Origin of the sequence: Fischerella sp., from assembly GCF_013388695.1 — a bacterium.
In the GTDB taxonomy this organism is placed as follows: Bacteria; Cyanobacteriota; Cyanobacteriia; order Cyanobacteriales; family Nostocaceae; genus PCC9605.
In genome coordinates this window covers 1-26,375 of record NZ_JACAEU010000130.1, presented here as the reverse complement: position 1 = coordinate 26,375, position 26,375 = coordinate 1, and the positions used below count along the sequence as shown (strand labels likewise).

Here is a 26,375-nt window from a genome sequence, read left to right as displayed (position 1 = left end):
GCTATTTTGCCAGAGAGTTTGGAGTATTTGATCATATGGATATCGAAAGAATGCTGAATATGTGCAAGCTGGCGAATCGCCAAGAAGGCAAGCGCGTGACCATCTTGGGTGCTGGCATTGCAGGTCTAGTAGCAGCCTATGAACTTGAGCGTCTAGGCCATCAAGTGGATATTATGGAAGGTAGCCCACGCATCGGGGGTAGAGTCTGGACTCATCGCTTCGGCAATGACTTCAATTCTGCCTACGGAGAACTAGGGGCAATGCGTATCCCCAGCGAGCATAAGTATGTCCTGCACTACATACACGAATTGGGACTGAGTGACAAACTGTGCAAGTTTGTCACAGTATTCGAGGAGCAAAATGCTCTGATGAATATCCAAGGAAAAATCTTCCGGATGAAGGATGCGCCTCGGATATTCCAAGAACGCTATCAAAACATTTTCTCTGACACCCGCTACAGCGAGAAGACCAAACTATTTGCCGCGTGGCTCAAAACAATCGTAGATACCATATCTCCTGGCAATCTGCGTGAGAGTCTGGAGTGTGACCTCTCCTCAAAATTGATGGACGAGTTGGAGAGGTTGGATTTAGAGCCATATTTCAACGAAGATGGACAGACCATAGACCTCCACAGTTTTATCAAAGCCAACCCAGGTTTAAGGGCGCGATGCAGCAAGGCACTCGATATGTTCCTTAGCGATATCCTGGTGGAGACAAGCCACGATTTGTTGCAACTGGAAGGGGGGATGGATCAACTCATCAACCGTCTAGTTGCAGCAATCAAAGCTCCGATCGAATGCAATCAGAAAGTGGTAGCCCTGGATGTACAAGAGGAGCATGTGAAGGTATCCTGGTTAGAGGAAGGGCAGTTGCATACACGTCGTTGTGACTACGTATTGTGTACCATTCCCTTTTCAATAGTGGGTCAAATGGATCTGAGCGGGTTTGACGATGAAAAACTTGCCGCCATCCACAACACTTTTTACTGTCCAGCCACCAAGGTTCTGTTTCACTGCGCCCAGCCCTTCTGGCAGAAGGATGGAATCAAAGGTGGAGCCTCATTCAGCGATGAAGGTATTCGCCAAATCTACTATCCTTCGGTGCAGAGCAATCCCTCCAGGGGTAGCACATTGCTAGCTAGCTACACTATCGGTGACGATGCCGACCACTTAGGGATGATGTCCGAACTAGAACGTTATGCCTACGTTCAGAACGCCGTGAGCAAGCTTCATCCCGAGATTGAAGCACCCGGTATGGTCTTAGACATGGCTACGATCGCCTGGGGTAACTATAAGTGGAGTGCTGGCGGATGCTCTATTCCTTGGGGTGGCGACATCACCAGCGAATCCAACCATCATATCCATTACCTAGAGGCTGCTAGACCCCAGAAGACACTCTTCTTCGCCGGCGAACACTGTTCCAGATTTCCTGCTTGGCTTCAGGGTGCGATTGAATCCTCACTAGAGGCAGTATACGACATTGCCGTCCACAAACCTATTACAGAATCTACGACTTCCATCCCCTTGGTGGCCGTCGGGAAAGTCAATACTCCTACATTTTTGCGTATAAATAATGACCAAAATACAGAGGTAAGCGTGAAATCCTCACAAGAATTAATCAATTCCCTTTTTTAAATATCATCATGAACTGCTTACACCAGCAGGGATGAAAATCTTCTCTTTGTGTCTTGGTGTCTTTGTGGTTCAAGATTGTTTAAACCACAAAGGCACAAAGACACCAAGTATTTTCATAGGATAGCTATGAGCATTTTGGATTTTCCCCGCCTACATTTCCAGGGTTTTGCCCGCATCCACGCACCCACAGGACACAAAAATGGAGTAGTGGATCTCAGTACAAATACTGTATACATGAACGGCGATCGCTTTGATCACCGCCGTTCTTTGTCTGAGTTCCACGAATATCTCTATCGTTTAGGGCCTCGGTTTAACGCCCAAGGGCAATGGGATGATAATGGCCCTTTTAGCATGGCGATGGGATGGGATTTTGGGGGCAATGGTCACTTTGCGATCGACGCAAAAATTATCAGCGCTCAACGTGAATTTGGAGAGGTTGACCAAAATGACCCAGTAGTGGGACGCAGCGTCGATATGTGGGGTCACTACAACGAATACCTGGGAACTACCTTCAATCGTGCCCGTATCTTCGACTGCGATCCTGCATCCAACTGGACAAGCACAATTATGGTGGGACAGTTGACCTTCGGACGCCAAGGCAACTCCCATGAAGTCCCAAATATGCTCTCGGCTCCTGTAGAAGGTATGCAGCCTGCCCGCTGGCAGGATTTCAACCATATTCGCGAATTGCCTGCACACTGCCTTAACAGTGAGTTTCAACGTGCGGCTGTACATCAGTTTAGCGTCTCCAAAGCCGCAGAGGATTTATTGTGGGGTGAGGAGATAGCACTTTCACCAACGGTATCCTTGTTACACGAGGCAATGAACCGCGATGATGTGTTGGGACTGGTTGTGCAGTTCAGCTTGAGCAATATGTCAACGCCGATGCAACCCGACTCACCAACTTTTTGGGAACTGCACGGAACCATCGGTTTGTGGTGTGAGGGCGAGATGAGTACCTATCCCCACGGTCGATTGCTGATCCCCGATCGTATGCCTTGCGACACAGAACAGCCCACACCCAAGACGCTATCCAATCTTACCGTCCAGGTTACTCCCCAAGGTGCCAGCTTAAATATGGTCACGGCTGTGCCATGTGTGGGGCGGGCGACAAAACCGGGGCCAGGGCCAACTCACGCGATCGCTGCCAAACTAGACCTTGGTGAGTTGGAATTGCGTACACTTGCAAGCCAACGGCTAGTGGCACGAATTCCTAAAGAAGCTTACCAACGGGAAGCACATCTACTTACCAGCGGAGTTGTAGACGTACCACTGGCAGAACCCTTTGAAAATTTGTGTGATGAAATTGAACAGCAGGGTCTGTGCATTGTAGATGGACAAGGGCAAATTCTGGTTCAGGAAAAAGAAATCAACCTCCAGGTAGATGACGCCTGTCTGTTTTTGGAATTTCCTGATTGGAAGCGTAGTAAAGATTACATAGAAGAAATAGAAATACGCTCATTTGTCCGAGGGCGTCCTGCGCCAGTCGAAACCGTCTACCTGCGCCAGTTCTACAATCCCAAAGGACTGCCTCAGCTACGCTACGAATTTGAGCGAGACCCCGCTAACGTTGGTAAAACTTTCCACTTTCCTCTCAGTACTGAACTGAACATCGTACATTTCAAGCCAGGCAAGCGAGAGGAAATTAACGACTTTGCTCCTACATGTGTAGTTTCGACTAACTCCAAGGGGCGTGGGTGGGTAACTTTGCACGGCGTCCAACCAGGAACCACGCGGGTGCTGCTGTCGGCTCAACCTGATGAACTGCCCAGCGACCCAAACCACCCGGATCAGGCAATAATTGCCTACGATAACGATAATTTGCTTGGCTTCTGGTCTGGTGCTGGCTCCTTTGCCGTGCGGGTTTTGACCGACGACTGGCACTTGGGGGAAATTGAGGATGAAGCAGTAGACTTCAACTTGATTTATGAGCACGTCTTAGCTTACTACGAGCTATGCTTCTCCTTCATGAAAGCAGAAGTTTTCAGCCTGGCCGATCGCTGCAAGGTAGAGACTTACGCCCGGCTGATGTGGCAGATGTGCGATCCCTGCAATCGCAACAAGACTTATTACATGCCGCCAACACGAGATTTATCACTACCAAAAGCAATGCTGTTGCGTAAGTTCCTGCACAACCAGCAGCAAGTGGGCTATGTCCCAACTTCTGAACCAGTGCCAAAGCGTACTCAACGCAACATCCAAACTCGCGATGAATTAGTCACCGCCCTGCGCCATGCGGCAGAACTGGAAGTAGCAGTCATGCTGCAATACATCTACGCGGCTTACTCTATTCCCAACTACGTCACTGGTGAAGAATACGTTCGTCACGGTTTGTGGACGCAAGAACAGCTGCACCTAGCTTGTGGTAATGGCAAAGAGGTGCGCGACTTCGGTATGCGTGGGGTGTTACTAGAAGTTTCCCATGAGGAAATGATCCACTTTTTGATGGTTAACAACATCCTCATGGCTATAGGCGAGCCTTTCTATCCGGCAGTACCCAACTTTAGCGAGATTAATCGCCGCTTCCCCATCGAGGTAGACTTTGCCCTCGAACCCTTCAGCGCCACAACTGTACAGCGGTTCATGCGGTTTGAATGGCCTGATTTCCTAGAGCAAGACCTCGCCAACGATCGCGAACACAACGATCCGACAGCAGACCGTTTACACGGCTATGGCTCTTTAAGTGAGTTATATCGTCAAATTCGGGAAGCTATTCAGAATATCCCCGATCTATTCGTTGTGAAGAAGGGTCGTGTCGGCGGTGAACATCACCTGTTCTTGCGTGAAGACTTTAACAAAGTTCACCCAGACTATCAGTTGCAAGTTGATGATGTGGAAAGCGCCCTGTTTGCGATCGACTTTATCGTTGAACAGGGGGAGGGATGCAACCCGAACTCACCCAAGTTTGAGCAATCCCACTTCCAGCAATATCGACGCATGGGTGAGGCGCTAGCCCAACAGCATATTACTGACACCTCCACAGGTCGTCTGGTGCCGTGGAATCCAGCCTACCCAGCATTGCGTAATCCCACACTCCATTATCGAGATGGTAACACCAACGTCGTTACTATCCCTGAAACTCGTGCTGTCATGCAAATTTTCGACGAGTGTTACTTCATCATGATGCAACTGATGGTGCAACACTTTGGGTTGACGCCTACTGCTAGCCTCCGGCGCTCGAAAATCATGAACGCTGCTATTGACGTGATGACAGGCATGATGCGCCCTCTGGGTGAACTGTTAATGAGTATGCCTTCCGGTAAGCGTGGCAAAACAGCAGGCCCGACTTTTGAGATCGCAATGCCCATGTATATCTCTACACCAGAAGTTGCCTGTGAAGCGATCGCCCGTCGCTTCGAGCGATTAGCCCATCGAGCTAGGGAGTGTGAGGCAATACCCAGCACCATCTATGAGATGTTCGATTTCTACATAAAATTCTTTGAAGACTTTGCCAACAATCCCCAACGCTTATTTCATTAATTAGTCATTGGTCATTGGTCATTCGTGAATTTAACCACTAACCCTCCGGGTACTCTACGAGAAGCCGCCCACAAGGGGCGTCTACGCCAGTCCGCTCATGGGGGAGACCCCCTATAAGTGCGCGCTGGCTCACCACTAACTACTAACCACTAACCACTAACCCTGAAATGCGTATGAATAACAACATTATTGAAACAGATGTCCTGATTGTCGGCGGCGGGCCTGTCGGTCTAGCGATGGCGTTAGAATTGCGCTACCAAGGTATCGATTGTATCCTTGTTGAGGAGTCCGATGGGGTAATCACTCACCCCAAGGTGGGCACCGTCGGGCCGCGCTCAATGGAACTCTGCCGCCGTTGGGGTATTGCCCAACAGTTGCGTGATGCTGGCTGGCCCTACGATCACCCCTTAGATATTGCCTGGGTAACAACTGTCGGTGGGCACGAAATTTACCGACTTCATTTTCCCTCTGCTGGCGAAAGGCCTTTACCTGTCTACACACCAGAACCAGAGCATCCCTGCCCTCACCACTGGCTGATACCACTGCTCATACGTAACCTCGGTCAATCTCCATATGGGCCAGTGCGCCTCAGCTGCCGGTTGGAGAGCTTCGAGCAGACAGATGATGGGGTTAGCGCCCAGGTAACATATCTTGAAAGTGGAAACACTGAGTCAATTCAAGCTAAATACTTAGTGGCTTGTGATGGTGCCAAAAGCCCAATCCGTAAAAAATGTGGCGTTGATGCTCCGGCATATCACCCCACACGAGTGTTTCAGAACATTCTCTTCCAGGCTCCTGAGCTACCAGAAATTCTGGGATCGCGGAAAGCTTTGGTTTTCTATATGGTTAACCCAAAGAGATTGCGGTATCCGCTCCGCTCGATTGACGGCAAGGGGCTATATCGCCTGACAGCGGTTCCAGGAGAAGACGGCGAACAGCGCGATCCCGAAGAGGCTGTTAAAGAGGCGCTTGGTATCGATACACCTATAGAAATTCTTTCCAGCGTTCAATGGTTCCTCACCCACCGAGTTGCCGAACATTTTCGCCACGGGCGCATCTTCTTTGTCGGCGACTCTGCTCACACACTTTCGCCCTCTGGTGGTTTCGGTATGAACACCGGCATAGCTGATGCAGTCGATCTCGGCTGGAAGCTTGCTGCTACTCTCAGGGGTTGGGCTGGCCCTAACCTGCTTGATACCTATGAAATTGAACGGCGTCCCATTGCGGTGCGAAATATGGAAGAGGCAAACGTCAATCTCCAGCGCACCCTGAAACGCAACTTACATCCAGAAATTATGAGCGACTCCCCCGAAGGTGAGCAGGCGCGCAAGCAAATGGCTGAAAACATGCAGCGTGGCGACGTTAGACGGGAATTCGACGCACCAGGAATTCATTTCGGTTTCCGCTACGAGTCCCCTGCTATTATCCGTGATGACTCTCCACTGCCCACTAATGACCCCCACGAGTGGACGCAAAATAGCTACCCAGGCTGTCGAGCGCCCCATGCTTGGTTAGAGTCTGGTAAATCCACGATAGATTTATTCGGTCACAGTTTTGTGCTGATGTGTTTCCAAGGGCAACAGGGAGTTGAAACCTTTGATAAAGTCTGCCAGCAAAAAGATGTGCCTTTTACGAGCATACAAATCGATAATCCTGAAATTGCCAATCTCTACGAGCGAGCTTATGTCTTAGTGCGACCTGACGGACATGTAGCCTGGAGAGGCGATCGCCTGCCCGACGATCCAGACGCAGTAATTGACCGTGTTCGAGGGTATTTCTAAATTTATCTAAAGTCATTAGTCATTTCACCAATGACTAATGACTAATGACTAACATGAAACTCTACTACGCAACTGCCTCATCCTACTGCCAGCGAGTCCTCATCGCCCTCTACGAGAAGGGCATAGATTTTACACCTATCGAGGTGAATCTTTTCGATCCCGAAGCGCGATCGCGCTACATGCAAATCAACCCCTTTGGCAAAATTCCCACGCTGGTAACTGATAACGGTCAGGTACTGTTTGAGGCTGGCATTATTATTGAATACCTCGATCGCCACTTTCAAAATGAACCTCGCCTCATTCCTGAAGAACTAGAACTTGCTTTAGAGGTTCGTCTGCTGGAGCGAGTTGTTGATGTGTATATCAACGGCGGACGTGAGGCATTATTTGCCGATACTCAGCGCCCAGTTGAGGAGCGCGGTAGCAAAGAGGTCGCCAAAGCAAAGCGGCTTTTAGAGACTGGCTGCACTCTCCTAAACGAGCGGCTTGGAGGGCGTACCTGGCTAGCGGGCGAAGAGTTTTCCTTGGCAGACTGCGCCGCTGCTCCTACCCTCGCCTACTTGCGTATAGTTTACAACTACAAGCACCTACCGAGACTAACAGATTATGTTCGGCGTCTGGAGTCAAGACCTGCTGTTATGCATGTTCAAAGCTCCGGGCGTGAGCAAATGACGCGGATGCTGTCAGAACTGCGATATCCGTTAAAATTGCCGTCCTTGGAGGAATTACCAATTTATGAGGGATTAGGGACTGGGAATAGGGGATAAGGGTAGCCCTGTCAAGGTGGGTAAAAGACTATTTTCCTCTTTGTGTCTTAGTGTCTTGGTGTTTCAATCATTTTTTTTCACCACCAAGACACCAAGACACCAAGAAAAAACTAAAGCCTAGTTGGAAGTTAATAATAATGACGATTTCTACAATTGAAAGATTAAACCCGTTTATACCTGAAGTTATTGAAGACCCCTACAAATTCTACCGACGCTATCGGGAGTTAGATCCTGTCCATTGGGGACTCTCCGCAAACCCGCGGTTGTCTGGTAGTTGGTATCTGTTTCGTTATGAAGATGTGGTGCATGTGCTTGAGAGTCCCAAGTTTGGTCGCGAGGCTTCGCGAGTTCGAGAGGATGGCGAAGGCGCACCAGTGCCAGCTGCTTACAAGGGATTTCGGTCGATGGTTAGCAACTGGATGGTTTTTAGAGATCCGCCCGATCATACCCGGTTGCGATCGCTAGTTAACAAGGTTTTCTCTCCCAAGATGGTTGAAAACATCCGTCCAGCCATTTTCGGCATCGCAGACAGTCTGCTGGATCGGGTTCAAACCCGCGGCGAAATGGACTTGGTTGAGGATTTTGCCTTTCCTCTGCCAGTGATGGTGATTGCTACTCTGTTGGGTGTAGATCCGCAGGATCGCCCAATGTTCCGTGAATGGGCGTTAGCTTTACAACATGCCAGCGCCTCACGCCTGACTCCTTCACCAGAGGTTTACGCTCAAGCTGAGCAGGCAACTTGGGGATTTATTGAATACTTCAAGAAAGCGATCGCCCAGCGGCACAAGGAACCACGTCAGGATTTGATTACGGCTTTAGCTAAGGCCCAAGACGAGGGCAATAAACTCAACGACGAAGAAATCCTCGCCACATGCATTCATCTGTTGACGGCGGGTCACGAAACTACGATTAACCTGATTGCCAAAGGGACATTGGCGTTGCTCCGCAATCCCGATGCACTCAAGCTATTGCGTTCTCACCCTGAACTGATTGCCGGAGCGGTAGAGGAGCTAATACGTTATGACAGTCCCGTCCAAATGGTGTCACGCTGGGCTTTCGCAGATGTGGAGATTGGTGATAAGCTCATCCGCCGTGGGGACAGCGTAGGGCTGATACTCGGTTCTGCCAACCGAGATCCCGCACGTTTTGTGAATCCTGATGTCCTCGATATCCAGCGTCAAGACTGCAAGCACTGCGGCTTTGGTAGCGGTATCCACTTCTGCCTTGGTGCTGCCTTGGCACGTGCTGAGGCTCAGATTGCGTTGAATGTCTTGCTCAATCGTTTGCCCGAACTGTGCTTGCTAGACGAGAAGGTGGAGTGGGCAGACAACATTGTGTTCCACGGGCCCAAGCATCTGCGAGTTGCCTTTAAAGAGCCTATGGCAAAAGCATCGTAACTTTCGGTAATTTTGGTGTGGATCGGTAAAAAATGTTGCGTCTGAGTCGTTACCAATGGACTGTATTGTTAATAGCGTGGCTAGGGTGGGGCTTTGCCATGTTTGAAGCCTTGCTATTTAACTACGTTGCCCCAAATTGTGTTCCGACACTTTTGGGTTTGACCATTGGTTCACCAGAGGCTAAGGCGGCAACTCTTTATTGGACTGGTCTTTTGACTTCCATTCTTCTGATTGGTTGGGCAGTTGGTGGGGTGTTTTTTGGGCAAGTCGCCGATCGGATTGGGCGTAGTAAGACGATGGCGATCGCCATTCTTCTCTATGCTTTTGGAAATGCTTGCTGTGCGTTTGCTCCCAATATCTGGTTTTTGATGCTGTGTCGGATAGTTGCTAGTCTCGGGATTGGTGGCGAGTGGGCGGCTGGGGCTTCAATGGTGGCGGAAGTAGTCCCAGAAAAATCACGTATAGAAGCAGGAGCAATATTATACACTGCTTCCCCAGCGGGTTTGTTTTTGGCGACCTATGTTAACTACAAAATCGCCGGGGTATTATTTCCCGACAACCCGGAAACCTCTTGGCGCTACGTGTTACTCTGCGGTCTTGTCCCCGCAGCTGTTACCTTATTGGTGCGAGTGTTTCTCAAAGAACCAGAACGTTGGGAGAAGGCAAAAAGTAAACACCGCTCATCTGGACTCGGCGAACTCTTCAACCGCCAAAATCTACCTTTGACTATCAGCGGCTTGTTAATGGCGTTGATTGCTTTATTGACAAATTGGAGTAGTAATGCTTTTATCCCAATAGTAGCTACAGGTTTAGCTAACACAGCTGCCAATGCCCAAAACTTAGATGCGAAAGCTACATTAGCACTAGTCGAAGAATGGAAAGTCCTAGCCACAAATAGTTTTAACTGGGGAGGTCTGGTAGGCACATTGCTGACGGTTCCTGCTGCGAAATACTTGGGGCGCAAAAAGATGTTTGCCCTTTATTTCATTCTCTCAGCAGTATCAATTATGGTTACTTTTGGGCTACCATTACCTCCGCAAATTCGCTTGTATCTGTATTTCACAATCGGTTTAAGCGCGATCGGTGTTTTCGGTAGTTTTACATACTACCTACCAGAGCTTTTTCCTACGAGACTGCGCGCCACTGGTTCAGGTTTTTGCTACAACGCGGGGCGCGTGGTAGCCGCAGCAGGCCCGTTTTTAGTGGGTGCGATCGCATCTGGGGGAGCGAATGCATACAACACTGCTGTGCAAGCGCTGTTTTGGGTTGGTTTTATTCCCCTGTTGGGGTTAGCTTTTTTGCCTTGGGTAATTGAAACCAAGGGCGGAGTGTTGGTGGACTGAGGAAAAGAAAGGAGTAAGGAAATGTACTCATGTAAAACCTGAACCGCAAATGGCTACTCCTCCGAGGGTGCATAAGTTTGATTTCAATTACACCTATTAAGTTGAAAGGAATAGAAACAATGATTGGAAAAGATTCGATCCCAACTGAGAAAAAAACTTGTCCCCACCTCGGACAGGAGTTCCAACCCTTTGTTCAGCCACAACTTGATGACCCCTATTCATTCTTCAAGCGTGCTAGAGATGAAGAACCAGTATTTCACAGCCCAATATTAAATGGCTATGTGCTCACACGTTATGAAGACATCCTAAATGTCCTGAAAGATCCAGCACGATTTTCTTCAGCAGATAACCTCAAGCCGATTGTTACCTTCACTCCGGAAGTGATTGGAGTGCTCAGACAAGGCTTTCCCTTTGTTGCTGACTTGGTTAATAGCGATGGCGATCTGCACAAACGCTTGCGCGCTCCTTTCGTGAAAGTGTTCGCACCAGAACGGCTGCAAGCATTGGAAGATTCGATTCGCGCTATTGCCAACAGATTGGTAGACAGTTTTATCAAAGATGGTCAGGCTGATATCGTCTCACAATTTACTTATCCGCTGCCGCTTGAGGTTATCCTCACCATGTATGGTGTCCCCTTGGAGATAATGCCCAATATCAAGAAGTGGTGCCTTGATATGACAGCGTTGTTATCGTCCCAGCTAACACCAGAAGCTCAGCTAGAATGTGCCCGCAGCTTTGTGGCAATGCAGCACACCGTTGCAGGATTAATCGAAGAACGACGCCAGACTCCTCAAAACGACTTAATCAGCAATATCCAGGACTCTGACCTGAGTATGAACGAGCAGGTCATCGTTTTATGTGGGTTGATACTAGCTGGACATAAGACAACTAGCCATCTGATTGCCAGTACTATAAAACTTCTGCTGGAGCGCCCAGAGTTGTGGCAAGCTATTTGTGAAAACCAGTCACTCATTCCTGCTGCTGTAGAAGAGGCACTGAGATATGATGCTCCTGTTCCAGCAATGATTCGCACTACTACCGAAGAAGTTTCCATAGCAGGAGTTACACTACCCCAAGGCACTCAGCTCTTTTTAATGTATGGCTCTGCTAACCGAGATGAAAACCAATACGGTAATGCAGATAGCTTTGAGATTGAACGTTTCCAACAGACAACTGCTAACCATCTCGCATTTGGTCATGGGGTTCATCATTGTATTGGTTCAAACTTAGCTCGTCGAGAAGGACGGATTGCTCTGGAAGTATTGTCTTCGAGGTTGCCGAATCTCAGACTTCGCTCAAATCAACAGCTCACTCATATCCCAGCATTGATGAACCGTAGTTTTAAAGACCTCTATGTGGAATGGGATATCACTTGATTAAAATTTACTGAAAATTAATTTGTATAAGGCTGAAAATCAGACGAAAAACTTTTTCAGCCTTCTCTTTTTTGCAACCTATTTTGGCTATAAATCAATACAGTTCAGTTAGTATAATTCAATCTTTGGATACATAAAAATGTCCCATTGCAATAAGTAAGTTAACAAAAAATACTGTTTAATATGTGAATTGAAAGTATAAAATAATATATGTTTTATCTTCTAACGCATCTCAATTTAAGAACTCAAAAAATAAGTAACAATTGATGAATTATTTTTAACAAACCTATATAATAAAAAAGCAGATTGAGTAATACCAATTTGAAAAATGATTGGGACAGATAGCCAAAAGCGATTACCACTAAATGTTTCATAATCTAAAATCTAAAATGGTATAACTCTGCCATGAAATCCACCGGTAAAAGAGTGAGCAAAATCCACCAAGATAAGAATTTTTACATCATTAGTTTGTTGACACTAATGGCAATTTTAGGGGGAACAATTTATAATCCCGCACTGCCAACTATCGCAAATTTTTTCAATGTTTCAAGCGATCGAGTTTCACTAGTATCGACACTCTTTCAATTTCCAGGTACAATTGTGACTCCAATATTTGGAGTTTTAGCTGATACTTTTGGTAGAAAACAAGTCCTTGTTCCTTCACTGCTAGTTTTTGCCCTTGGCGGAGCTTTAAGCGGTTTTGCTCCTAACTTTCGTAGCCTTGTAGAATGGCGAATTTTGCAGGGTATTGGTACTGCTAGCCTAGAATCTCTGCAACTAACTATCATCAGCGATCTTTATACAGGGAAAAAGTTAACCTCTGTAATGGCATTTGTTGCCAGTTTGAATGGGATTAGTTCGGCAATTTTTCCTCTCATTGGTGGGTTATTAGCTTCTTTTAGTTGGCGATATCCATTTCTGACATCGTTATTTGCTATTCCAGTTGCAGTAATGGTGTTAACAACAATGAAGCTGCCAAAGCAGGAACATAGTGTACAAAATTTCCAACTTAAACCCTATCTAAAAAATACTTGGAGGAGCATTAACAATCGTCAGGTATTTGGACTGCTATTTGCAATAATGTCTCTGTTCATGCTGCAAGTAGGAGCCTGCTTAACTTACATCCCAATCTTTGCAGGAACTAAACTCGGTGCTTCTGAACCAGTCATTGGCATTATCTTAACTAGTCTATCATTATCCCTTGCCTTAGTTGCTTCCCAATTAGGATTATTGACGCGGCATTTCTCACAAATTCAACTCATTAAAATTTCTTTCATTCTTTCTGGTTTGGGATTATTGATTGTTCCTACAGTTAATAATGTTTGGCTGCTGTTGATTCCGATTTTTTTCCTGGGAGCAGCTCAAGGTATAGCATTCCCATCTACCCAAGCACTGTTAGCAATGCTTTCCTCACAAGAATCTAGAGCTGGTTTTATGGGGATAAACTCAACGATTCAGTCATGGGGACAGACACTTGGCCCCCTTTTAGGAAGCATCGTCGATGCAATTTGGGGAACACAAGCGGTCTTTTATGCTAGCGCCGTTTTTTACTTTGCCTCATTTTTTGTTTTGAATGCTGTGCTGACTAATAGTGTGACACAACTAAAATGATGCAATAATATTGTTTTGTCGTTCAGGGTCTCCCATTTTATGTGGTGGCCGCCCTCGTTATCGCCGCATTGTTTGCAGGATACGATTGGGCAGTATGGGCGGGACTGGCCTTGGCGATCGCGTGCATACTCGTGTCGATCTTCTACTATAACCCGCGGATTATGCTTGAGCGGCAACCCGGCGTTATTGACTGGTTCGAGGACTTGGTGTTCACCGGGCTGCTGTTTGTGGCCGCCGCCCAGCTTTTGTACTTGGTTCTCGGCAGTATTCAATAGTGCAACTGAACCCTATTCATTGCCGTATGTTCGTTGCCGGGTGAGGCAAGCAGCGCTGGGTGCCAGTAGCCCTAACAATCGGTTCAGCGGTCGCGCTGGTGCGCTGCTGCTGAACCGGAGCGTTATCTCAAGGTTATCTGTGAGCATTGGAGTGTGTGAACTATCTACACCGCCCTTCGGGTCGGTGTAGGCTTCTGGCACGCTCGTAACGTTTCCAGAACTTCCTTCGAGGTACTATTAGATTAGTAAAGTCACTTACCACCAGATTCCCTCTATGGCGTTTTATCGTTTGTGTCCTTTAGGGAGATTGAGAATATGCCTCTCCTCAAAGCTAATGATAATGCCATGCGTGATGTGTTGAGCCGCGCCAAAGTCATAGCGGTAGTCGGTCATTCTGATAAACCAGAACGAACTAGTTATCAAATAGCTCAATTTTTGCGGAGGGCGGGTTATACCGTCTACCCCGTGAATCCCACTGTCAAAGAAATTGATGGTCAGCCAAGCTATTCTTCCCTCAAAGGAATTCCGGAACAAGTGGATATTGTCAATGTTTTTAGGCGTTCTGAGTACTTGAGCGAAATTGTTGACGAAGCAATAGCCATCAACGCTAAAACTGTATGGGCGCAACTGGGTGTCTCAAACCAACAAGCAGCACAAAAAGCTTTGAGTGCAGGACTAAATGTGGTGATGGATGCTTGCCTCAAAATTGAGTATATGCGCTTGGGGATTGGTGAAATAGATAGTGCCAGTTGAATTAGGATACTGAAAGCATTTTCTAATTATTGAGAATAATTATTAATTTATCTGTCTATAAAAATAAAAATAGTTGCAAAATATTTGCAGTTTTATTTAGCTGCAAATATTATTAATAATGCTATGCCTAATAATTTTGCTCTTAATCAAGAAAAAATATGGAGTCGCCGTCAACTGTTGAAACTCGGATTAGCAGGTGCTGGCGTAACTGGAGCAGTTACTGTGTGGCACAAGCTGACAGCACAAAAGCAGTTAGTGAGAATACCACCGTTGGAGAAAGAGGTAACTTCTAATAGTGCTGCCAACCCAATGCAGGTAGTGCGAGATTTTGATTATGGAACGCTCAAGCGTGAAAATGGGCGGATAATCCGAGAATTTCGCTTGACTGCTGGTACTTCCCCGATACAGTTAAATAGCGCTGTTTCTTACAACGTCTGGGACTTAAATGGTCGTATCCCCGGGCCGACACTGAGAGCAAAACAAGGCGATCGCGTGCGGGTATTGTTCCTCAACAAAGCGGGACATTCTCACTCTTTGCATTTTCACGGTATCCACCCTGCCGAAATGGACGGTGTGCGCCCAGTTAGCAACAGTAGTGCCACGATTTATGAATTTGATGCAGAACCCTTTGGTGTTCACCTCTATCATTGCCATATTGAACCAGTCACTCGGCACGTTGCGAAAGGGCTATATGGAATGTTTATTATCGATCCGCCCAAACTGCGCCCACCAGCAGATGAGATTGTCCTGGTGATGGCTGGGTATGACGTCAATGACGATAACCAAAACGAACATTACGCCTTCAACGGTTTGCCGCACTACTTCATGGATCATCCCATCCGCATTTACCAAAATCAGTTGATTCGGTTGTATGTCCTCAACATTATTGAATTCGATCCCGCAGTCACGTTTCACTTGCACGCCAACTTCTTCGATGTTTATCCAACTGGAATGACTCTCACTCCTACCCAAAAAACCGATGTAATCACAATGGGTGTAGCAGAACGTCATATCTTAGAGTTTGTCTTTCGCTATCCAGGCAAGTATATGTTTCATCCCCATCAAGATGCGATCGCAGAAAACGGCTGTATGGGTCAATTTGAAGTAGTGGCCGAGAGCAACTCTAAAAATGCTGCAAAAAGTATTTAAACTAATATCTGTCTTGAAAATAGGGATTGGGGATTGGGGAACTCACCGGCCCCCACGACCGCAGGGAGGAGCCAGTGCGGTGGTGAGGTAGCGCGCAGAAAGAGGGTCTCCCCCCAACCCCACTGCGTGGGGACCCCGCAGCCCCCCATGAGCGACTGCCGAAAGGGTTAAGAGGCATAAAGGAGCCACTGCGCCCTTGGGGGTTCCCCCCGTTGTAGTACGTGGCGTCACCTGGCGTTGGGGATTAGGGGCAATGGGGATCGGGAATCGGGGAAGAGATTTTCATAGCAGGGTAAGCTAGGCTGCCGCTGATTACCTGATATTTTTTTTTAAATCTATTTCTGAAGTAGACAAATTGAAATTTTTATTAAGTTCAAACGAATATATTTGACAGCTAGTTGATAGAAAATTTCATTAGTGCAAAAATAACATAACAAAATCTACGACAAGTTGTCAAATCCAAGACCAATACAGCCTAAAAGCCTTTCAATTATTAGCTTTCAAACATTGCTTTGGAGAAAAAATGAAAAAATATCGTTACGTTTGTTTAGCTGTTGCTGCTTGTGTCATAGTTACGCTAAGTTCCTGTAATAATGGTGGCACGTCCACCACAGAAAATTCACCAGCGGCCAGCACTCCAAATTCCGCTTCACAAACTACTGAAACAGTTACTCATAGCGGTCATGGTAGCAAAAAACAAATTAACATCAACACAGCAATCTTATCTGAATTAGATAAATTTGAAGCACAGCTAGGCGTACCAGCGTTATCGAATAAGATTCAGGCAAATCGTCCCTACGCTAGTCCTGAGGAATTAGTAAGTAAAAAGGTGATTACCCAAGCACAGTTCGACCAAATTAAAGACCAAGTAACTGTTCAGGAAGTGGTTTTGAGTGGAGAAGCCAAAGATGTTGACTACATGACTAAGCTGGGGTTGATGAAAGGGCATCTGATTGTAGCGCAAGAATTGCTAGATCAGAATCAGCCAAAACAGGCAGAACCGCACATCGGACACCCTGTCGAAGAAATTTATGTTGATGTAGAAGACCAACTCAACGATCGCAAAGTTAAAGAATTTAAGACGACTTTGGTGAGTTTGCAAGATTTAGTGAAATCTAAGCCCAAAGATGCCAAGGTCAAAACTGATTTTACTACTTCGATGCAAGCAGTGGATGGAGCGATCGCGGCTTTACCGGAAAACCAACGCACCCAACCCGCATTCATGCTACAGGTAATTAACGGCTTGTTAGATGCAGCCAACTCAGAATATGGTGCAGCAGTCACCGACGGTAAAATCTCCGCAGCAATTGAGTATCAAGATTCCCGTGGCTTCGTACAGTACTCTAACGACTTGTACAAAGGCATTTCTAGCCAAGTGGCTAAAGAAAATCCCGAAGCCGATAAAACAATTCAAGCGAGTATGGCTCAACTGACCAAAAACTGGCCTACAGTCATCCCGCCAGCTAAGCCAGTCAATTCTCCTGAGGAAGTAACCAAGCTGGTGAAAACCATCGAATCGGAATCTCAAAAAATCATTGACGCTTCCAAAACGCAAGCGCAGCAATAGCCGTTGGAATTAATGGGAGCGAAATTAACTTTGGGTTTTAACTTCAAGGTTTAAAATTTAGTGAGAAGCGGAAAAAGTTAGGAGTTAGTAGAGGAGGCGGGTTTATTCAGTCAATTGGTCGCGTTTCGTGAGTCCCCCGCTATACCTTTATGTTAGCAGCACTGGAAACGCCGCTCGCCTTACTTGGTACTGGGTACTGGGGACTGGAGAAGTAAAAAGTAAAAAGTAAAAAGGTAAAAGAAAAAATTCTTTCTTTTTACTTTTAGCTTTTAACTTTTGACTTGTTTTTGCCCAATCCCCGATCCCTAATCCCCAGTCCCTTTTACTGGCTTTTGACTCCTAATTCCTAACTCATAACCCATCACCGATCGCTTTTGGCTTTTAGCGTGAATTAACCAATAATGCAAGAACTCGATCACCAAAAAACAATCGACCTATTGAACGCCATCATGGAATTTGAACTAGCAGGAGTTGTGCGTTATACTCATTACTCCTTGATGGTGACTGGTCCCAATCGCATTCCGATTGTGACTTTTTTCAAGGCCCAGGCTAGTGAGTCTCTACTTCACGCCCAACAAGTGGGAGAAATTCTCACAGGTTTAGATGGGCATCCTAGTCTGAAAATTGCGCCGATTGAAGAAACTTATAAGCATTCAGTTAAACACATTTTGGAAGAAAGCTTGGCACACGAAAAGAAAGCATTGGATTTGTATAAAAATCTGTTAGATACTGTCAATAATGCCAGTATTTATCTAGAAGAATTTGCGCGAACAATGATTGGTCAGGAAGAGATGCACAATCTTGAACTGAAAAAAATGTTACGCGATTTTAGTTAATAGTCAAGAGTCAAGGGTCAAGAGTCAAAAGTCAAACTATTGACTTTGGACTTTTGACTTTGGGCTTTTGACTTTGGACTTTTGACTTTGGACTTTTGATAATGAATTTTAGTACTGCTCTACCTACTTTTGTGATTACACTCCGAGAAGGAGTGGAAGCTGCCTTAGTGGTTGGTATTGTCCTGGCTTTGTTGAAAAAAGCTAAACAATCCCGACTCAACCCTTGGGTATATGCTGGTGTCGGTGTTGGCATTGTCCTGAGTGCGCTGATAGGTGTGCTGTTTAGCTCGATCATTCAAGCACTAGGTGCAATTAATCCTCAGTACACCTCCGTAGTTGAACCACTGCTAGAAGGTGTGTTCAGCGTGTTAGCGATCGCCATGCTTAGCTGGATGCTAATCTGGATGACCAAGCAAGCTAGAGTTATGAAAGCTCAAGTAGAGGGAGCGGTAACAGATGCCTTAAAAAATAACTCTAATGCTGGTTGGGGCATTTTTACCTTAATTTTGGTTGCTGTTTTGCGTGAAGGCTTTGAAACAGTTTTGTTCATCGCTGCAAATTTTCAACAGGGGCTAATTCCCAGCCTTGGTGCTATTGCTGGAATTGCTGTTGCAGCGGCAATTGGTGTGCTTTTATTTCAATGGGGAGTCAAAATCAACATCCGGCGATTTTTCCAGGTAATGGGCGTTTTGTTGGTATTGATTGTTGCTGGTTTAGTAGTTTCAACACTACACAATTTTGATGAAGCTGTCAGCAATTATGCCCTCAGTAGTCGTGCGACAGAAAGCCTTTGTTTCTATTACGAAAGGTTTACCAAAATCCACTCTTGTATTTTAGGCCCAATGGTTTGGAATACATCTAACATTTTGCCTGAAGAAAAATTTCCTGGTATTCTGCTCAAAGCTTTGTTTGGTTACAGAGAACACCTCTATCAAGTGCAAGCATTAGCGTATATTATATTTTTGCTGACTGTTGGCGGTTTGTATTTCCGCAGCCTCACATCTGCTTCTCCTCAGACCGGAAAGAATATCTCAGCAGGTCAAAAACCGATGAGTTCTGCTAAGGAATAGGCTAGTGGTTAGTAGATAGTGGTTAGTGGATTGTAGATAGTGGTTAGTGGTTGTTAACTATGCCCAATGCCCGATGCCCAATTCCCAATGCCCAATCCCCAAATTTTGTGTAGGCAGATCATGGAAGCTACTAACTACTAACTACTAACAACCAACAATCCCCAATGACTAAAATATCCATTCAACAATTATTTATTTATCCAATCAAAGGATTAAGCGTTCAAAAGTGCGATCGCGTTCATCTCAAAGTCGGACATGGTATTCCAGGCGATCGCGCTTTTGCTTTGATGTACAGAGACGTTTCTGTAGAGACGTTGCACTGCAACGTCTCTTGGATGAACAAGCAAAACTTCGCCATGCAAAACGACTGGCCAGGACTCGCGGCGCTAGATTGTTCTTATGACTCGGCGACTGGCACATTGACAGTGAAACGTAAAGGTATAGAGTTATTGGTTGCCGACACTAACACCAGCAAAGGGCGAGATCTGATTTCAGCCTTTTTTACTGGATACCTGGCAGGAATTTATCCCAGTCAAGCTGCTAGACATCCTAACCGCGCACCTTTGCAATTGGTCGGGGAATTTGGAAAAACTCACTATCCCGACCGAGAAGCAGTACATATTTCTCTCGTCAGTCAGGGAACCGTTGATCGCTTAAGTGAATTAGCCGGACAAGCAATAGACGTGCGGCGTTTCCGCCCCAATATTGTTGTGGATGGTGTACCCGCTTGGGGAGAATTCGACTGGGTTGGGCAAGAAATGCAACTTGGTTCAGCCCGAATTTTAGTTACAGCCAGAATTAATCGCTGCTTAAATATTGATGTCAACCCTGAAACAGGAGAACGAGATATTTGGCTATTATCCCTACTGCAAAAGCATTTTCAACATACGCAGACGGGTGTTTTAGCACAGGTGATTAGCAGTGGTAACGTGGCAATTGGCGATGAGTCTTACCGACGGGTTGTTTCCAACTCAGTTTGACGAAATCCAGCGCGATCGCCAGGACGTTCTTTGGGAGTCTCAAGAATTACAGACAGTAGCAGCATACTGAACCCGATTAGCTGGTGAATCCAAAATCCTACTACCTCTGGTAGAAGCAACATGACTGGGGAACTGGTATTGGTGATTGGGTACTAGGTATTGGAAAAGAATCTAACCCAGTCCCTGAAAACATCCTCTAAAAGCTAAATGTAAAATAATGTAGAGTTTTCTAAGTTTTGACTGTGCTGTCTTCTGATTTACCAACAATCAACATCCTCAAACAAGCAACCTGTTCTGCTTGGGTGGAACAAGCAATATCTCACATAGATATTATTCTCCTCGACCACGCCCAATGCGAACGTAAAGCTGCTGGTGTGGCGTTAAATTTGATTTTTCGCTATCCTTCTAACGCCAAAATGGTGCGAGAACTTACTAAAATAGCTCGCGAAGAACTCGAACACTTCGAGCAAGTCAATCAATGGCTAGAACATAAGAATATACCCATGCGTCCCTTAGCGCCGCCTCCCTATGGTGCGGGTTTAAAAGCCCAAATTCGCCCCAAGGAACCAGAACGCTTTTTAGATTCTCTGCTTGTGAGCGGTTTAATTGAGGCTCGCAGTCACGAACGTCTGGGATTGTTAGCTACTCACTGTTCTGAGCCAGAATTAGCAAAATTTTATCGCGGCTTGATGGCATCCGAAGCACGGCATTTTGGTATTTACTGGGTACTAGCTGATACTTATTTTGACCGTGAAATTGTTCAACTACGTTTGGATGAACTAGCAGTTGTGGAAAGTGAATTGCTAACAAATTTGCATCCTGAGCCAAGAATTCATAGTTAGAGATAAGAAGATGGGGAGATGGGGAGAGTGGGGGAGTGGAAGAATAATAACCAACTACTAACCACTAACTACTAACCACTAACTACCAACCACCAACCACCAACCACTAACAAATGACTAATGACTATTACCGAGATTTTTTCATTCGTCCGTGGGAGGAGCGCGATCGCATTCCTGCTGCTGAGGTAATTCGATCTGTATTATCTGAATACGGTCTGGGGTGGGAGCCTGACGGTGCAGACCGAGATGTACTGCAAGTAGAAGAATGCTACTTAGCTACAGGGGGAGAGTTTTGGATAATTGAATACCAAAATCAAGTAGTAGGTACAGGGGCATATTACCCTGTTACCCGTGGTGAAAAAGCCGTAGAAATTCGCAAAATGTATCTTTTGCCGAGTGTCAGGGGTGTAGGACTGGGCAAGTATTTATTACAACAGCTAGAAGATGCGATCGCCCGTCGTGGTTTTGAGCAAATTTGGATTGAAACCGCTAGCGTCTTGGCAGAAGCAGTCAAGTTGTACGAAAACAATGGATATCAACCAGCAACAGGTGTAGAGACAACACGGTGCGATCGCGTTTATGTAAAACAGCTAACGAGTATTTTTGATGCTGGAGAGAATGGCTGTTAATAGGGTGACACCTTTGCCAAGGGTTTCTGTGAAATATTCGGCTTGACCTTTGTCTCGCCTAATTTCTTCACCCTCCTGGAACCAAGTTACCATTGCTTCAGCATCTCGCTTGGCACACTTTAGTTGCTGAAGATTATTGTAGTTGTTTATGCCGACAAAAATTGCCCAATTCCTACCCATACGCAAGTGCCAATTATCTTCGTTTAAACTTGAAAGTCATCGCGCCTTTACCCCCTGCTTTCCCACCAACCCCAAACAGGCTGATTTTTCCTTCTCCATTAATCTCTACTGATAATTCAACTTCATCTAGTTGCATTTTGGAATTTGGCTGTTCTGCTTCTTCCAGAATTTCTCGCATCGCTTGCAGAAATTCTGACATTTCGTGCTTGAGTTGATCTACTTGGACAGCTTTACGTTTGGTGATGGTGACTTCTGTCGTTTCCGTAATTTCTGCACCAAGTATTCCGCCAATATCGCGACTGCTTCTTGCACCACGAGTGGTTGTACTTTCATGAGAAATAGCAGTTTCTGATGTTTCTTCGGTAATAATCCAGATTTGTTTTGGGGTTGAGATTTCTGTTGACATTGGTTGTTGGTTGTTGGTTGTTGATTGTTGGTGGTTGGTTATGAATCAGTGAACAGCGATCAAAAACTGATAACTGATAACTGTTAACTGATCTCATCAGCTTCCTCTACGTAATTCAAAAAGTCACCCGGTTGGGCGTTTAATTTTTTACAAATCACTTCAACGGTTCCTCTATCTGGATAAATATTTCTATCCCTCCACAGCCTAAATGCTGTTGCTCTTGGCAGTCCAGTGATTTGCCAAAATTTGTTGGCGCTGGGAATGCCTTTTTCTTTGCCAAATTCTTGAATTCTGTTGATTAGTCCCATTTAATAAGACTACTCCAAGTGTAGTATTTTTTATTTATTATAATCTATTGATACGTCCCATTAAATGGGATTAAATAGTAATAGAGAAGGGCGATCGCACCTGCAAGTACCCTCGCCCTCTCTATCCCACAAAAATATGGAGATTTAAATTATGCCACAACTTATTCTTTTTCAAACACCCACCAGAGGAGTAATAAATTTAGCTTACATTCGTCAAGTTTGTTTTCGGGAGATTCATATTCACGGTCAGTTGCAATTTGCCTGCCTGATTATTTGGAGTAACGGCGATAAAGAAACTTTTGTTGGTAAAGATGCTCAAGCGTTAGCGAAGCTCCTCCGATAGGAGGCTCGCCCAAGTACTTGGAAAAATAACAAAACAAATTTAAGCATTCATTTAGGGTGGGCAATGCTCACCCTACATAATTAGAGAAATATTTGTTACAACAGCTAGAAGTTGCGATCGCTCAATATACATAAATATACTTAGTGTCTTAGTGCCTTGGTGGTAAAAATTTTTGAACCACCAAGACTCCAAGACACAAAGATTTTTGAACAATGATCAATTGGAAAAACCTACTCAACCTCTTTCTCCAATCTAATTGTCCTTTGTGTCAGCGTTCCACCTCGCAAGAATTATGTCCAAACTGTGTTCGCCAGTTGCAAAAATGCCATATTTATGATATGAGCAATATCGGCCAAAATTCCTTACCGATATTTGCTTGGGGAGTGTATGGTGGTATACTCAAACGAGCGATCGCTGCAATGAAATACGAAAATCAGCCGCAAATTGCTCGTTGTTTGGGTCAGTGGTTGGGTGAAGCATGGTTATTACATTACGAGTGCGATCGCCAATTGGTAGTAGTTCCCATCCCGCTTCACGCTAGTAAGCTAAAACAACGCGGCTACAATCAAGCCGCACTCATAGCCGAGAGCTTCTGTGCAACGACTGGATTACAATTGAAACAAAATGGTTTAAAAAGGGTTAAAGAAACCGAAGCACAGTTTAGCTTATCTGCATCTGAGCGAGAAAAAAACTTAACTTCTGCCTTTGGACTAGGTAAAGACTTTGATCATCGTCCAAATGCTTCGGTGTTAATAGTAGATGACATATACACTACAGGTGCAACCGTCAAATCTGCCATACAAACACTTTGTAAGAGTGGCATAGCTGTTTCTGGTTTAGCAGTAGTTGCTACTGCTGTTAAAGATAATTAAAAGAGAAGTACGTGGGCAACCTGTGCAAAGGAAAACTATAATTGAGCCAATTGCGCTAGTTTTGTGGGAAGGCTCTTGGGGATGAAAAGTAATGCTTTTGCAATGGGTTTAAAACAAATCACTTTCATTCCTGCCTCGTTGTTGGCAATTGCCATAAGTTCAACCGCGGCTTTTGCTCAAGTGAATAAATTGTATAATCCAATTCCCTTGCCTAACACTTATGAAGTTTCCGATACACTGACCGATAAAGACATCCCCACAGGTCAAGGTGGATTTGCCCGCGATTACATGGTGACGCTGAAAAAAGGTGATAACTTAGCAGTTGATCTCAGTTCTGAAAGTTTTGACAGTATTGTTACACTGCTGGGGCCAGATGGAACGACCATAGCAGAAAATGATGATGGCCCTGATGGCAGCAGCAATTCTTTATTATTCACCCGCATCACAGAAGCAGGGCCTTACATTGTTCGTGTCAGGTCTTTTGGCGAAACTGGTGTAGGGGCTTTTAAACTCAAAGTAACACGATTGCAACCGGTCAAATAAATATAAGTTGTTAGTGGTTAGTGGTTAGTGGTTAATAATAAACAACCAACTAATACCTCAATACGGTTCAGTTAAGGCTTTGATCCCCCCTAACCCCCCGATGAATTGGGGGGAACACAGTTCTAAAGTCCCCCTTTTTAAGGGGGATTTAGGGGGATGTTCAAGAATCAAGTTTTGCTACTAACTGAACTGTATTGACTACTACCTACTAACTACTAACTACTATCTACTAACTACTAACTAATTTCCCAAAGCTGTCAACACACACAGAAATAAAGCTTCAGTCCACTCTACAACTGCACCGTAAGTATCGCCTGTGTGTCCGCCTAATTTGTGGTTAAACCAAGCACCGGTAATTGCAGCGATCGCGCTTCCAGTGAGTGCCATTATGATAGCGAAAAATATTTGATTTCGGTCTAACAAAATTTGTAAACAGCTCAAACCTGCAAGCAACAACAGCATCGGTAAGCAATCTTTGTAAGAACGGATGGCCTGTTTATGAAATGCACCTTTGCCAGTTGGTTTCAGGTAAGGATAACAGGCAATTGCTAGGATTTGTCCCCAGCGTCCCCACCCAGCAGCAGACATTAAAATTAACCAACGGTTGCGATCTAGTTCTGTTAGCGCAGTTGTTTTCAGCAGCACCAAGGCGATCGCTGCCATTGCCCCAAAAGCACCTGTAGCACTATCTGCCATCACTTCTAGCCTTCGCTTTGGATCGCCTACTGCTAAACCATCAGCAGTATCCATTGCTCCATCTAAGTGGAGCCCGCCTGTAATCGCAATCCAACCACATACTACCAAAGCACTGCGAGTTAGCACTGGCATACCCAGATAATGCATTAGAAAATCAAATAGCGCTAAAATTCCCCCAATTATCAGTCCTATTATCGGGGCAAGACGCGCTACTCCTTGGAAGTCAAAGGCATATATATATGGCATGGGAATTGTAGTATAGAATGCAACAGCAGATCCCATGCTCAACAGTAGTTGTTTCCACCACTGACAGTGATTGGTCATCTTAGTTACGCTAGTCAATAGTTCTTGGTCATTAGTCATTAGTCATTTGTCCTTTGACTAATGACCAATGACCAATGACTAATGACATGACGCTCATAATTCCGTCACAGGTAGTTAAATTCATCTTGAAAAATTTCAATAAGATTTACTTGTATGAGCAACTTCATTAGAAAATTTTGTTATGCTTATTTCAGTAAAGATTTTCAAATTTTTGTATAAAATACAACCAAAATAGCTCAAAAAAAATCACAACTTGATTCTATGAATTGCATTTTTACCGTGTTTTGTCAAAAAATAACTTATCAAAGTTCCTAAAAGCGATCGCCCTACAAATTAGATAGAGATTAAATGGTAGGGTATCGATAAGCAGCGAAATCGACTGTTTAACTTGTGTTGTTCTCATCTGCACTCCTAGAGCTACTTGATTATGAGTCACCATCTACCCGAAAGTAAGATACCAGCTCCGTGCATCATTCATACAGGTGTGGTTGTAAATAAGCTTGATATGCGGCGACTCCTAGCGGATTTAGGCCATGTTCGCTATGTCTACACTCAAGATGGTGAGTTACAGAGTGAGGGTGAAGGGAATGTGATGGAAGTCTTTGCTAATCCCCAGCGGTCTACCCTCGTTGCTAATCATGCCCTTTATCTCAATGTTTGTAGTTTTGATTGTTTGGAATTAAAACAGTCACCGGAAAAAGAAACCTTTTTTGACCTAGTGCAAGAAGGAAGTTGTCTGCGACTGATTCCTCTTTCTACTCCTATGCAAGAGCGACAGGAGCGTTCCTTGAATGTCAGCGCTATAGAAGCAATGATGGAGCAAGTACTCTCAGCCAGATGGGATGCAGAAATTGACGATGATACTTCCGACTCATTCTAAATTTTGATCCGCGATACCATATACTCGAAAAATTGGTAATGATAACTGGTGCATGGTTAGTAGTTAATGGTTAGTAGTAAGAGGTCATTTATAAAGTAAAAATAAAATTACTGTAGGGGAGGCTGTCATCGGTGTGGATTTTCCTCCCGCTTTATTGCCATTATGTTAGGTGCATATTTTGAGATGATTTGTCACGAAAAACATAATCAAAGCACCTAACGCACTGCTATATAACATGGTGCGTCAGGCTAAAGCCGTGACACAACGCCAGGTGACGCCACGTGCTACAACGGGGGGAACCCCCGCAACGCACTGGCTCCCCTACTTAAGATT

25 protein-coding genes are annotated in these 26,375 nt (G+C 45.2%); 21 read left to right on the top strand and 4 right to left on the bottom strand.

The window, feature by feature from the left end; genetic code table 11:
* The first annotated feature begins 35 nt into the window (after positions 1 to 35).
* From HXY43_RS17345 to HXY43_RS17265, 17 genes are all read left to right on the top strand, one after another.
* Positions 36 to 1,634: an FAD-dependent oxidoreductase gene (locus tag HXY43_RS17345; RefSeq protein WP_290885203.1), complete on the top strand. Its 1,599-nt coding sequence runs from the start codon at positions 36 to 38 to the stop codon at positions 1,632 to 1,634.
* Between the two features lie 126 nt (positions 1,635 to 1,760).
* The gene (locus tag HXY43_RS17340; protein ID WP_290885200.1) at positions 1,761 to 5,114 is read left to right on the top strand and encodes a ferritin-like domain-containing protein; all 3,354 of its coding nucleotides are present in this window, start codon (positions 1,761 to 1,763) and stop codon (positions 5,112 to 5,114) included.
* A gap of 173 nt (positions 5,115 to 5,287) precedes the next feature.
* Complete coding sequence (locus HXY43_RS17335) at positions 5,288 to 6,895, top strand: FAD-dependent monooxygenase (protein ID WP_290885197.1); 1,608 nt, start codon at positions 5,288 to 5,290, stop codon at positions 6,893 to 6,895.
* A gap of 53 nt (positions 6,896 to 6,948) precedes the next feature.
* Positions 6,949 to 7,662, top strand: coding sequence for a glutathione S-transferase family protein (locus HXY43_RS17330; protein WP_290885237.1), 714 nt, complete (start codon positions 6,949 to 6,951; stop codon positions 7,660 to 7,662).
* A 137-nt stretch (positions 7,663 to 7,799) separates the two neighbouring features.
* On the top strand, positions 7,800 to 9,059 hold the full coding sequence (locus HXY43_RS17325; RefSeq protein WP_290885194.1) for a cytochrome P450: 1,260 nt from the start codon (positions 7,800 to 7,802) through the stop codon (positions 9,057 to 9,059).
* Between the two features lie 32 nt (positions 9,060 to 9,091).
* Positions 9,092 to 10,402 (top strand): MFS transporter, encoded by a 1,311-nt coding sequence (locus HXY43_RS17320; protein ID WP_290885192.1) that lies wholly within the window; start codon positions 9,092 to 9,094, stop codon positions 10,400 to 10,402.
* A gap of 119 nt (positions 10,403 to 10,521) precedes the next feature.
* Positions 10,522 to 11,778: a cytochrome P450 gene (locus HXY43_RS17315; RefSeq protein WP_290885189.1), complete on the top strand. Its 1,257-nt coding sequence runs from the start codon at positions 10,522 to 10,524 to the stop codon at positions 11,776 to 11,778.
* A gap of 405 nt (positions 11,779 to 12,183) precedes the next feature.
* The gene (locus tag HXY43_RS17310; RefSeq protein WP_290885186.1) at positions 12,184 to 13,389 is read left to right on the top strand and encodes an MFS transporter; all 1,206 of its coding nucleotides are present in this window, start codon (positions 12,184 to 12,186) and stop codon (positions 13,387 to 13,389) included.
* Between the two features lie 41 nt (positions 13,390 to 13,430).
* Entirely contained in the window at positions 13,431 to 13,664 is a 234-nt protein-coding gene (locus HXY43_RS17305; protein ID WP_290885183.1) for a hypothetical protein, read from the top strand.
* A 315-nt stretch (positions 13,665 to 13,979) separates the two neighbouring features.
* The gene (locus tag HXY43_RS17300) at positions 13,980 to 14,417 is read left to right on the top strand and encodes a CoA-binding protein (RefSeq protein ID WP_290885180.1); all 438 of its coding nucleotides are present in this window, start codon (positions 13,980 to 13,982) and stop codon (positions 14,415 to 14,417) included.
* Positions 14,418 to 14,540: 123 nt separating this feature from the next.
* Positions 14,541 to 15,566, top strand: coding sequence for a multicopper oxidase domain-containing protein (locus HXY43_RS17295; RefSeq protein WP_290885177.1), 1,026 nt, complete (start codon positions 14,541 to 14,543; stop codon positions 15,564 to 15,566).
* Positions 15,567 to 16,089: 523 nt separating this feature from the next.
* Entirely contained in the window at positions 16,090 to 17,133 is a 1,044-nt protein-coding gene (locus HXY43_RS17290; protein WP_290885174.1) for a helix-hairpin-helix domain-containing protein, read from the top strand.
* A gap of 401 nt (positions 17,134 to 17,534) precedes the next feature.
* The gene (locus HXY43_RS17285) at positions 17,535 to 17,969 is read left to right on the top strand and encodes a ferritin-like domain-containing protein (protein ID WP_026731816.1); all 435 of its coding nucleotides are present in this window, start codon (positions 17,535 to 17,537) and stop codon (positions 17,967 to 17,969) included.
* A 101-nt stretch (positions 17,970 to 18,070) separates the two neighbouring features.
* Positions 18,071 to 19,039 (top strand): FTR1 family protein, encoded by a 969-nt coding sequence (locus HXY43_RS17280; protein ID WP_290885169.1) that lies wholly within the window; start codon positions 18,071 to 18,073, stop codon positions 19,037 to 19,039.
* Positions 19,040 to 19,203: 164 nt separating this feature from the next.
* Positions 19,204 to 20,019: an MOSC domain-containing protein gene (locus HXY43_RS17275; protein ID WP_290885166.1), complete on the top strand. Its 816-nt coding sequence runs from the start codon at positions 19,204 to 19,206 to the stop codon at positions 20,017 to 20,019.
* A gap of 242 nt (positions 20,020 to 20,261) precedes the next feature.
* The gene (locus tag HXY43_RS17270; RefSeq protein WP_290885163.1) at positions 20,262 to 20,861 is read left to right on the top strand and encodes a tRNA isopentenyl-2-thiomethyl-A-37 hydroxylase MiaE; all 600 of its coding nucleotides are present in this window, start codon (positions 20,262 to 20,264) and stop codon (positions 20,859 to 20,861) included.
* 113 nt (positions 20,862 to 20,974) lie between these two features.
* Positions 20,975 to 21,490 carry a GNAT family N-acetyltransferase gene (locus HXY43_RS17265; protein WP_290885160.1) on the top strand — a complete coding sequence of 172 codons (516 nt, stop codon included), beginning with the start codon at positions 20,975 to 20,977 and terminating at the stop codon, positions 21,488 to 21,490.
* On the opposite strand, the gene HXY43_RS17260 is transcribed toward HXY43_RS17265, so the two are convergent.
* From HXY43_RS17260 to HXY43_RS17250, 3 genes are all read right to left on the bottom strand, one after another.
* The gene (locus HXY43_RS17260; RefSeq protein WP_290885157.1) at positions 21,452 to 21,670 is read right to left on the bottom strand and encodes a hypothetical protein; all 219 of its coding nucleotides are present in this window, start codon (positions 21,668 to 21,670) and stop codon (positions 21,452 to 21,454) included. The two genes, HXY43_RS17265 and HXY43_RS17260, sit on opposite strands and share 39 nt — an antisense overlap.
* Before the next feature lie 13 nt (positions 21,671 to 21,683).
* Positions 21,684 to 22,076 carry a hypothetical protein gene (locus HXY43_RS17255; protein ID WP_290885154.1) on the bottom strand — a complete coding sequence of 131 codons (393 nt, stop codon included), beginning with the start codon at positions 22,074 to 22,076 and terminating at the stop codon, positions 21,684 to 21,686.
* Between the two features lie 83 nt (positions 22,077 to 22,159).
* Complete coding sequence (locus tag HXY43_RS17250; RefSeq protein WP_026731809.1) at positions 22,160 to 22,384, bottom strand: helix-turn-helix transcriptional regulator; 225 nt, start codon at positions 22,382 to 22,384, stop codon at positions 22,160 to 22,162.
* A gap of 151 nt (positions 22,385 to 22,535) precedes the next feature.
* Between HXY43_RS17250 and HXY43_RS17245 the strand changes: the two genes are divergently transcribed.
* From HXY43_RS17245 to HXY43_RS17235, 3 genes are all read left to right on the top strand, one after another.
* Complete coding sequence (locus HXY43_RS17245; protein ID WP_290885151.1) at positions 22,536 to 22,727, top strand: hypothetical protein; 192 nt, start codon at positions 22,536 to 22,538, stop codon at positions 22,725 to 22,727.
* A 212-nt stretch (positions 22,728 to 22,939) separates the two neighbouring features.
* Positions 22,940 to 23,599: a ComF family protein gene (locus HXY43_RS17240; RefSeq protein ID WP_290885149.1), complete on the top strand. Its 660-nt coding sequence runs from the start codon at positions 22,940 to 22,942 to the stop codon at positions 23,597 to 23,599.
* Between the two features lie 81 nt (positions 23,600 to 23,680).
* Positions 23,681 to 24,142, top strand: coding sequence for a PPC domain-containing protein (locus HXY43_RS17235; RefSeq protein WP_290885147.1), 462 nt, complete (start codon positions 23,681 to 23,683; stop codon positions 24,140 to 24,142).
* A gap of 240 nt (positions 24,143 to 24,382) precedes the next feature.
* Here HXY43_RS17235 and cobS read toward each other — a convergent pair whose 3' ends face one another.
* Positions 24,383 to 25,162 carry an adenosylcobinamide-GDP ribazoletransferase gene (gene cobS / locus HXY43_RS17230; protein WP_290885235.1) on the bottom strand — a complete coding sequence of 260 codons (780 nt, stop codon included), beginning with the start codon at positions 25,160 to 25,162 and terminating at the stop codon, positions 24,383 to 24,385.
* Between the two features lie 427 nt (positions 25,163 to 25,589).
* Here cobS and HXY43_RS17225 point away from each other — a divergent pair, with 427 nt between their 5' ends.
* Positions 25,590 to 26,042 carry a hypothetical protein gene (locus HXY43_RS17225; protein ID WP_290885144.1) on the top strand — a complete coding sequence of 151 codons (453 nt, stop codon included), beginning with the start codon at positions 25,590 to 25,592 and terminating at the stop codon, positions 26,040 to 26,042.
* Positions 26,043 to 26,375: the final 333 nt, after the last annotated feature.

Coding starts and splice junctions, on each gene's coding strand:
- HXY43_RS17345 (WP_290885203.1), top strand. CDS start 36: ATGGATATCGAAAGAATGCTGAATATGTGCAAGCTGGCGAATCGCCAA.
- HXY43_RS17340 (WP_290885200.1), top strand. CDS start 1,761: ATGAGCATTTTGGATTTTCCCCGCCTACATTTCCAGGGTTTTGCCCGC.
- HXY43_RS17335 (WP_290885197.1), top strand. CDS start 5,288: ATGAATAACAACATTATTGAAACAGATGTCCTGATTGTCGGCGGCGGG.
- HXY43_RS17330 (WP_290885237.1), top strand. CDS start 6,949: ATGAAACTCTACTACGCAACTGCCTCATCCTACTGCCAGCGAGTCCTC.
- HXY43_RS17325 (WP_290885194.1), top strand. CDS start 7,800: ATGACGATTTCTACAATTGAAAGATTAAACCCGTTTATACCTGAAGTT.
- HXY43_RS17320 (WP_290885192.1), top strand. CDS start 9,092: ATGTTGCGTCTGAGTCGTTACCAATGGACTGTATTGTTAATAGCGTGG.
- HXY43_RS17315 (WP_290885189.1), top strand. CDS start 10,522: ATGATTGGAAAAGATTCGATCCCAACTGAGAAAAAAACTTGTCCCCAC.
- HXY43_RS17310 (WP_290885186.1), top strand. CDS start 12,184: ATGAAATCCACCGGTAAAAGAGTGAGCAAAATCCACCAAGATAAGAAT.
- HXY43_RS17300 (WP_290885180.1), top strand. CDS start 13,980: ATGCCTCTCCTCAAAGCTAATGATAATGCCATGCGTGATGTGTTGAGC.
- HXY43_RS17295 (WP_290885177.1), top strand. CDS start 14,541: ATGCCTAATAATTTTGCTCTTAATCAAGAAAAAATATGGAGTCGCCGT.
- HXY43_RS17290 (WP_290885174.1), top strand. CDS start 16,090: ATGAAAAAATATCGTTACGTTTGTTTAGCTGTTGCTGCTTGTGTCATA.
- HXY43_RS17285 (WP_026731816.1), top strand. CDS start 17,535: ATGCAAGAACTCGATCACCAAAAAACAATCGACCTATTGAACGCCATC.
- HXY43_RS17280 (WP_290885169.1), top strand. CDS start 18,071: ATGAATTTTAGTACTGCTCTACCTACTTTTGTGATTACACTCCGAGAA.
- HXY43_RS17275 (WP_290885166.1), top strand. CDS start 19,204: ATGACTAAAATATCCATTCAACAATTATTTATTTATCCAATCAAAGGA.
- HXY43_RS17265 (WP_290885160.1), top strand. CDS start 20,975: ATGACTAATGACTATTACCGAGATTTTTTCATTCGTCCGTGGGAGGAG.
- HXY43_RS17260 (WP_290885157.1), bottom strand. CDS start 21,670: ATGGGTAGGAATTGGGCAATTTTTGTCGGCATAAACAACTACAATAAT.
- HXY43_RS17255 (WP_290885154.1), bottom strand. CDS start 22,076: ATGTCAACAGAAATCTCAACCCCAAAACAAATCTGGATTATTACCGAA.
- HXY43_RS17250 (WP_026731809.1), bottom strand. CDS start 22,384: ATGGGACTAATCAACAGAATTCAAGAATTTGGCAAAGAAAAAGGCATT.
- HXY43_RS17245 (WP_290885151.1), top strand. CDS start 22,536: ATGCCACAACTTATTCTTTTTCAAACACCCACCAGAGGAGTAATAAAT.
- HXY43_RS17240 (WP_290885149.1), top strand. CDS start 22,940: ATGATCAATTGGAAAAACCTACTCAACCTCTTTCTCCAATCTAATTGT.
- HXY43_RS17235 (WP_290885147.1), top strand. CDS start 23,681: ATGAAAAGTAATGCTTTTGCAATGGGTTTAAAACAAATCACTTTCATT.
- cobS (WP_290885235.1), bottom strand. CDS start 25,162: ATGACCAATCACTGTCAGTGGTGGAAACAACTACTGTTGAGCATGGGA.
- HXY43_RS17225 (WP_290885144.1), top strand. CDS start 25,590: ATGAGTCACCATCTACCCGAAAGTAAGATACCAGCTCCGTGCATCATT.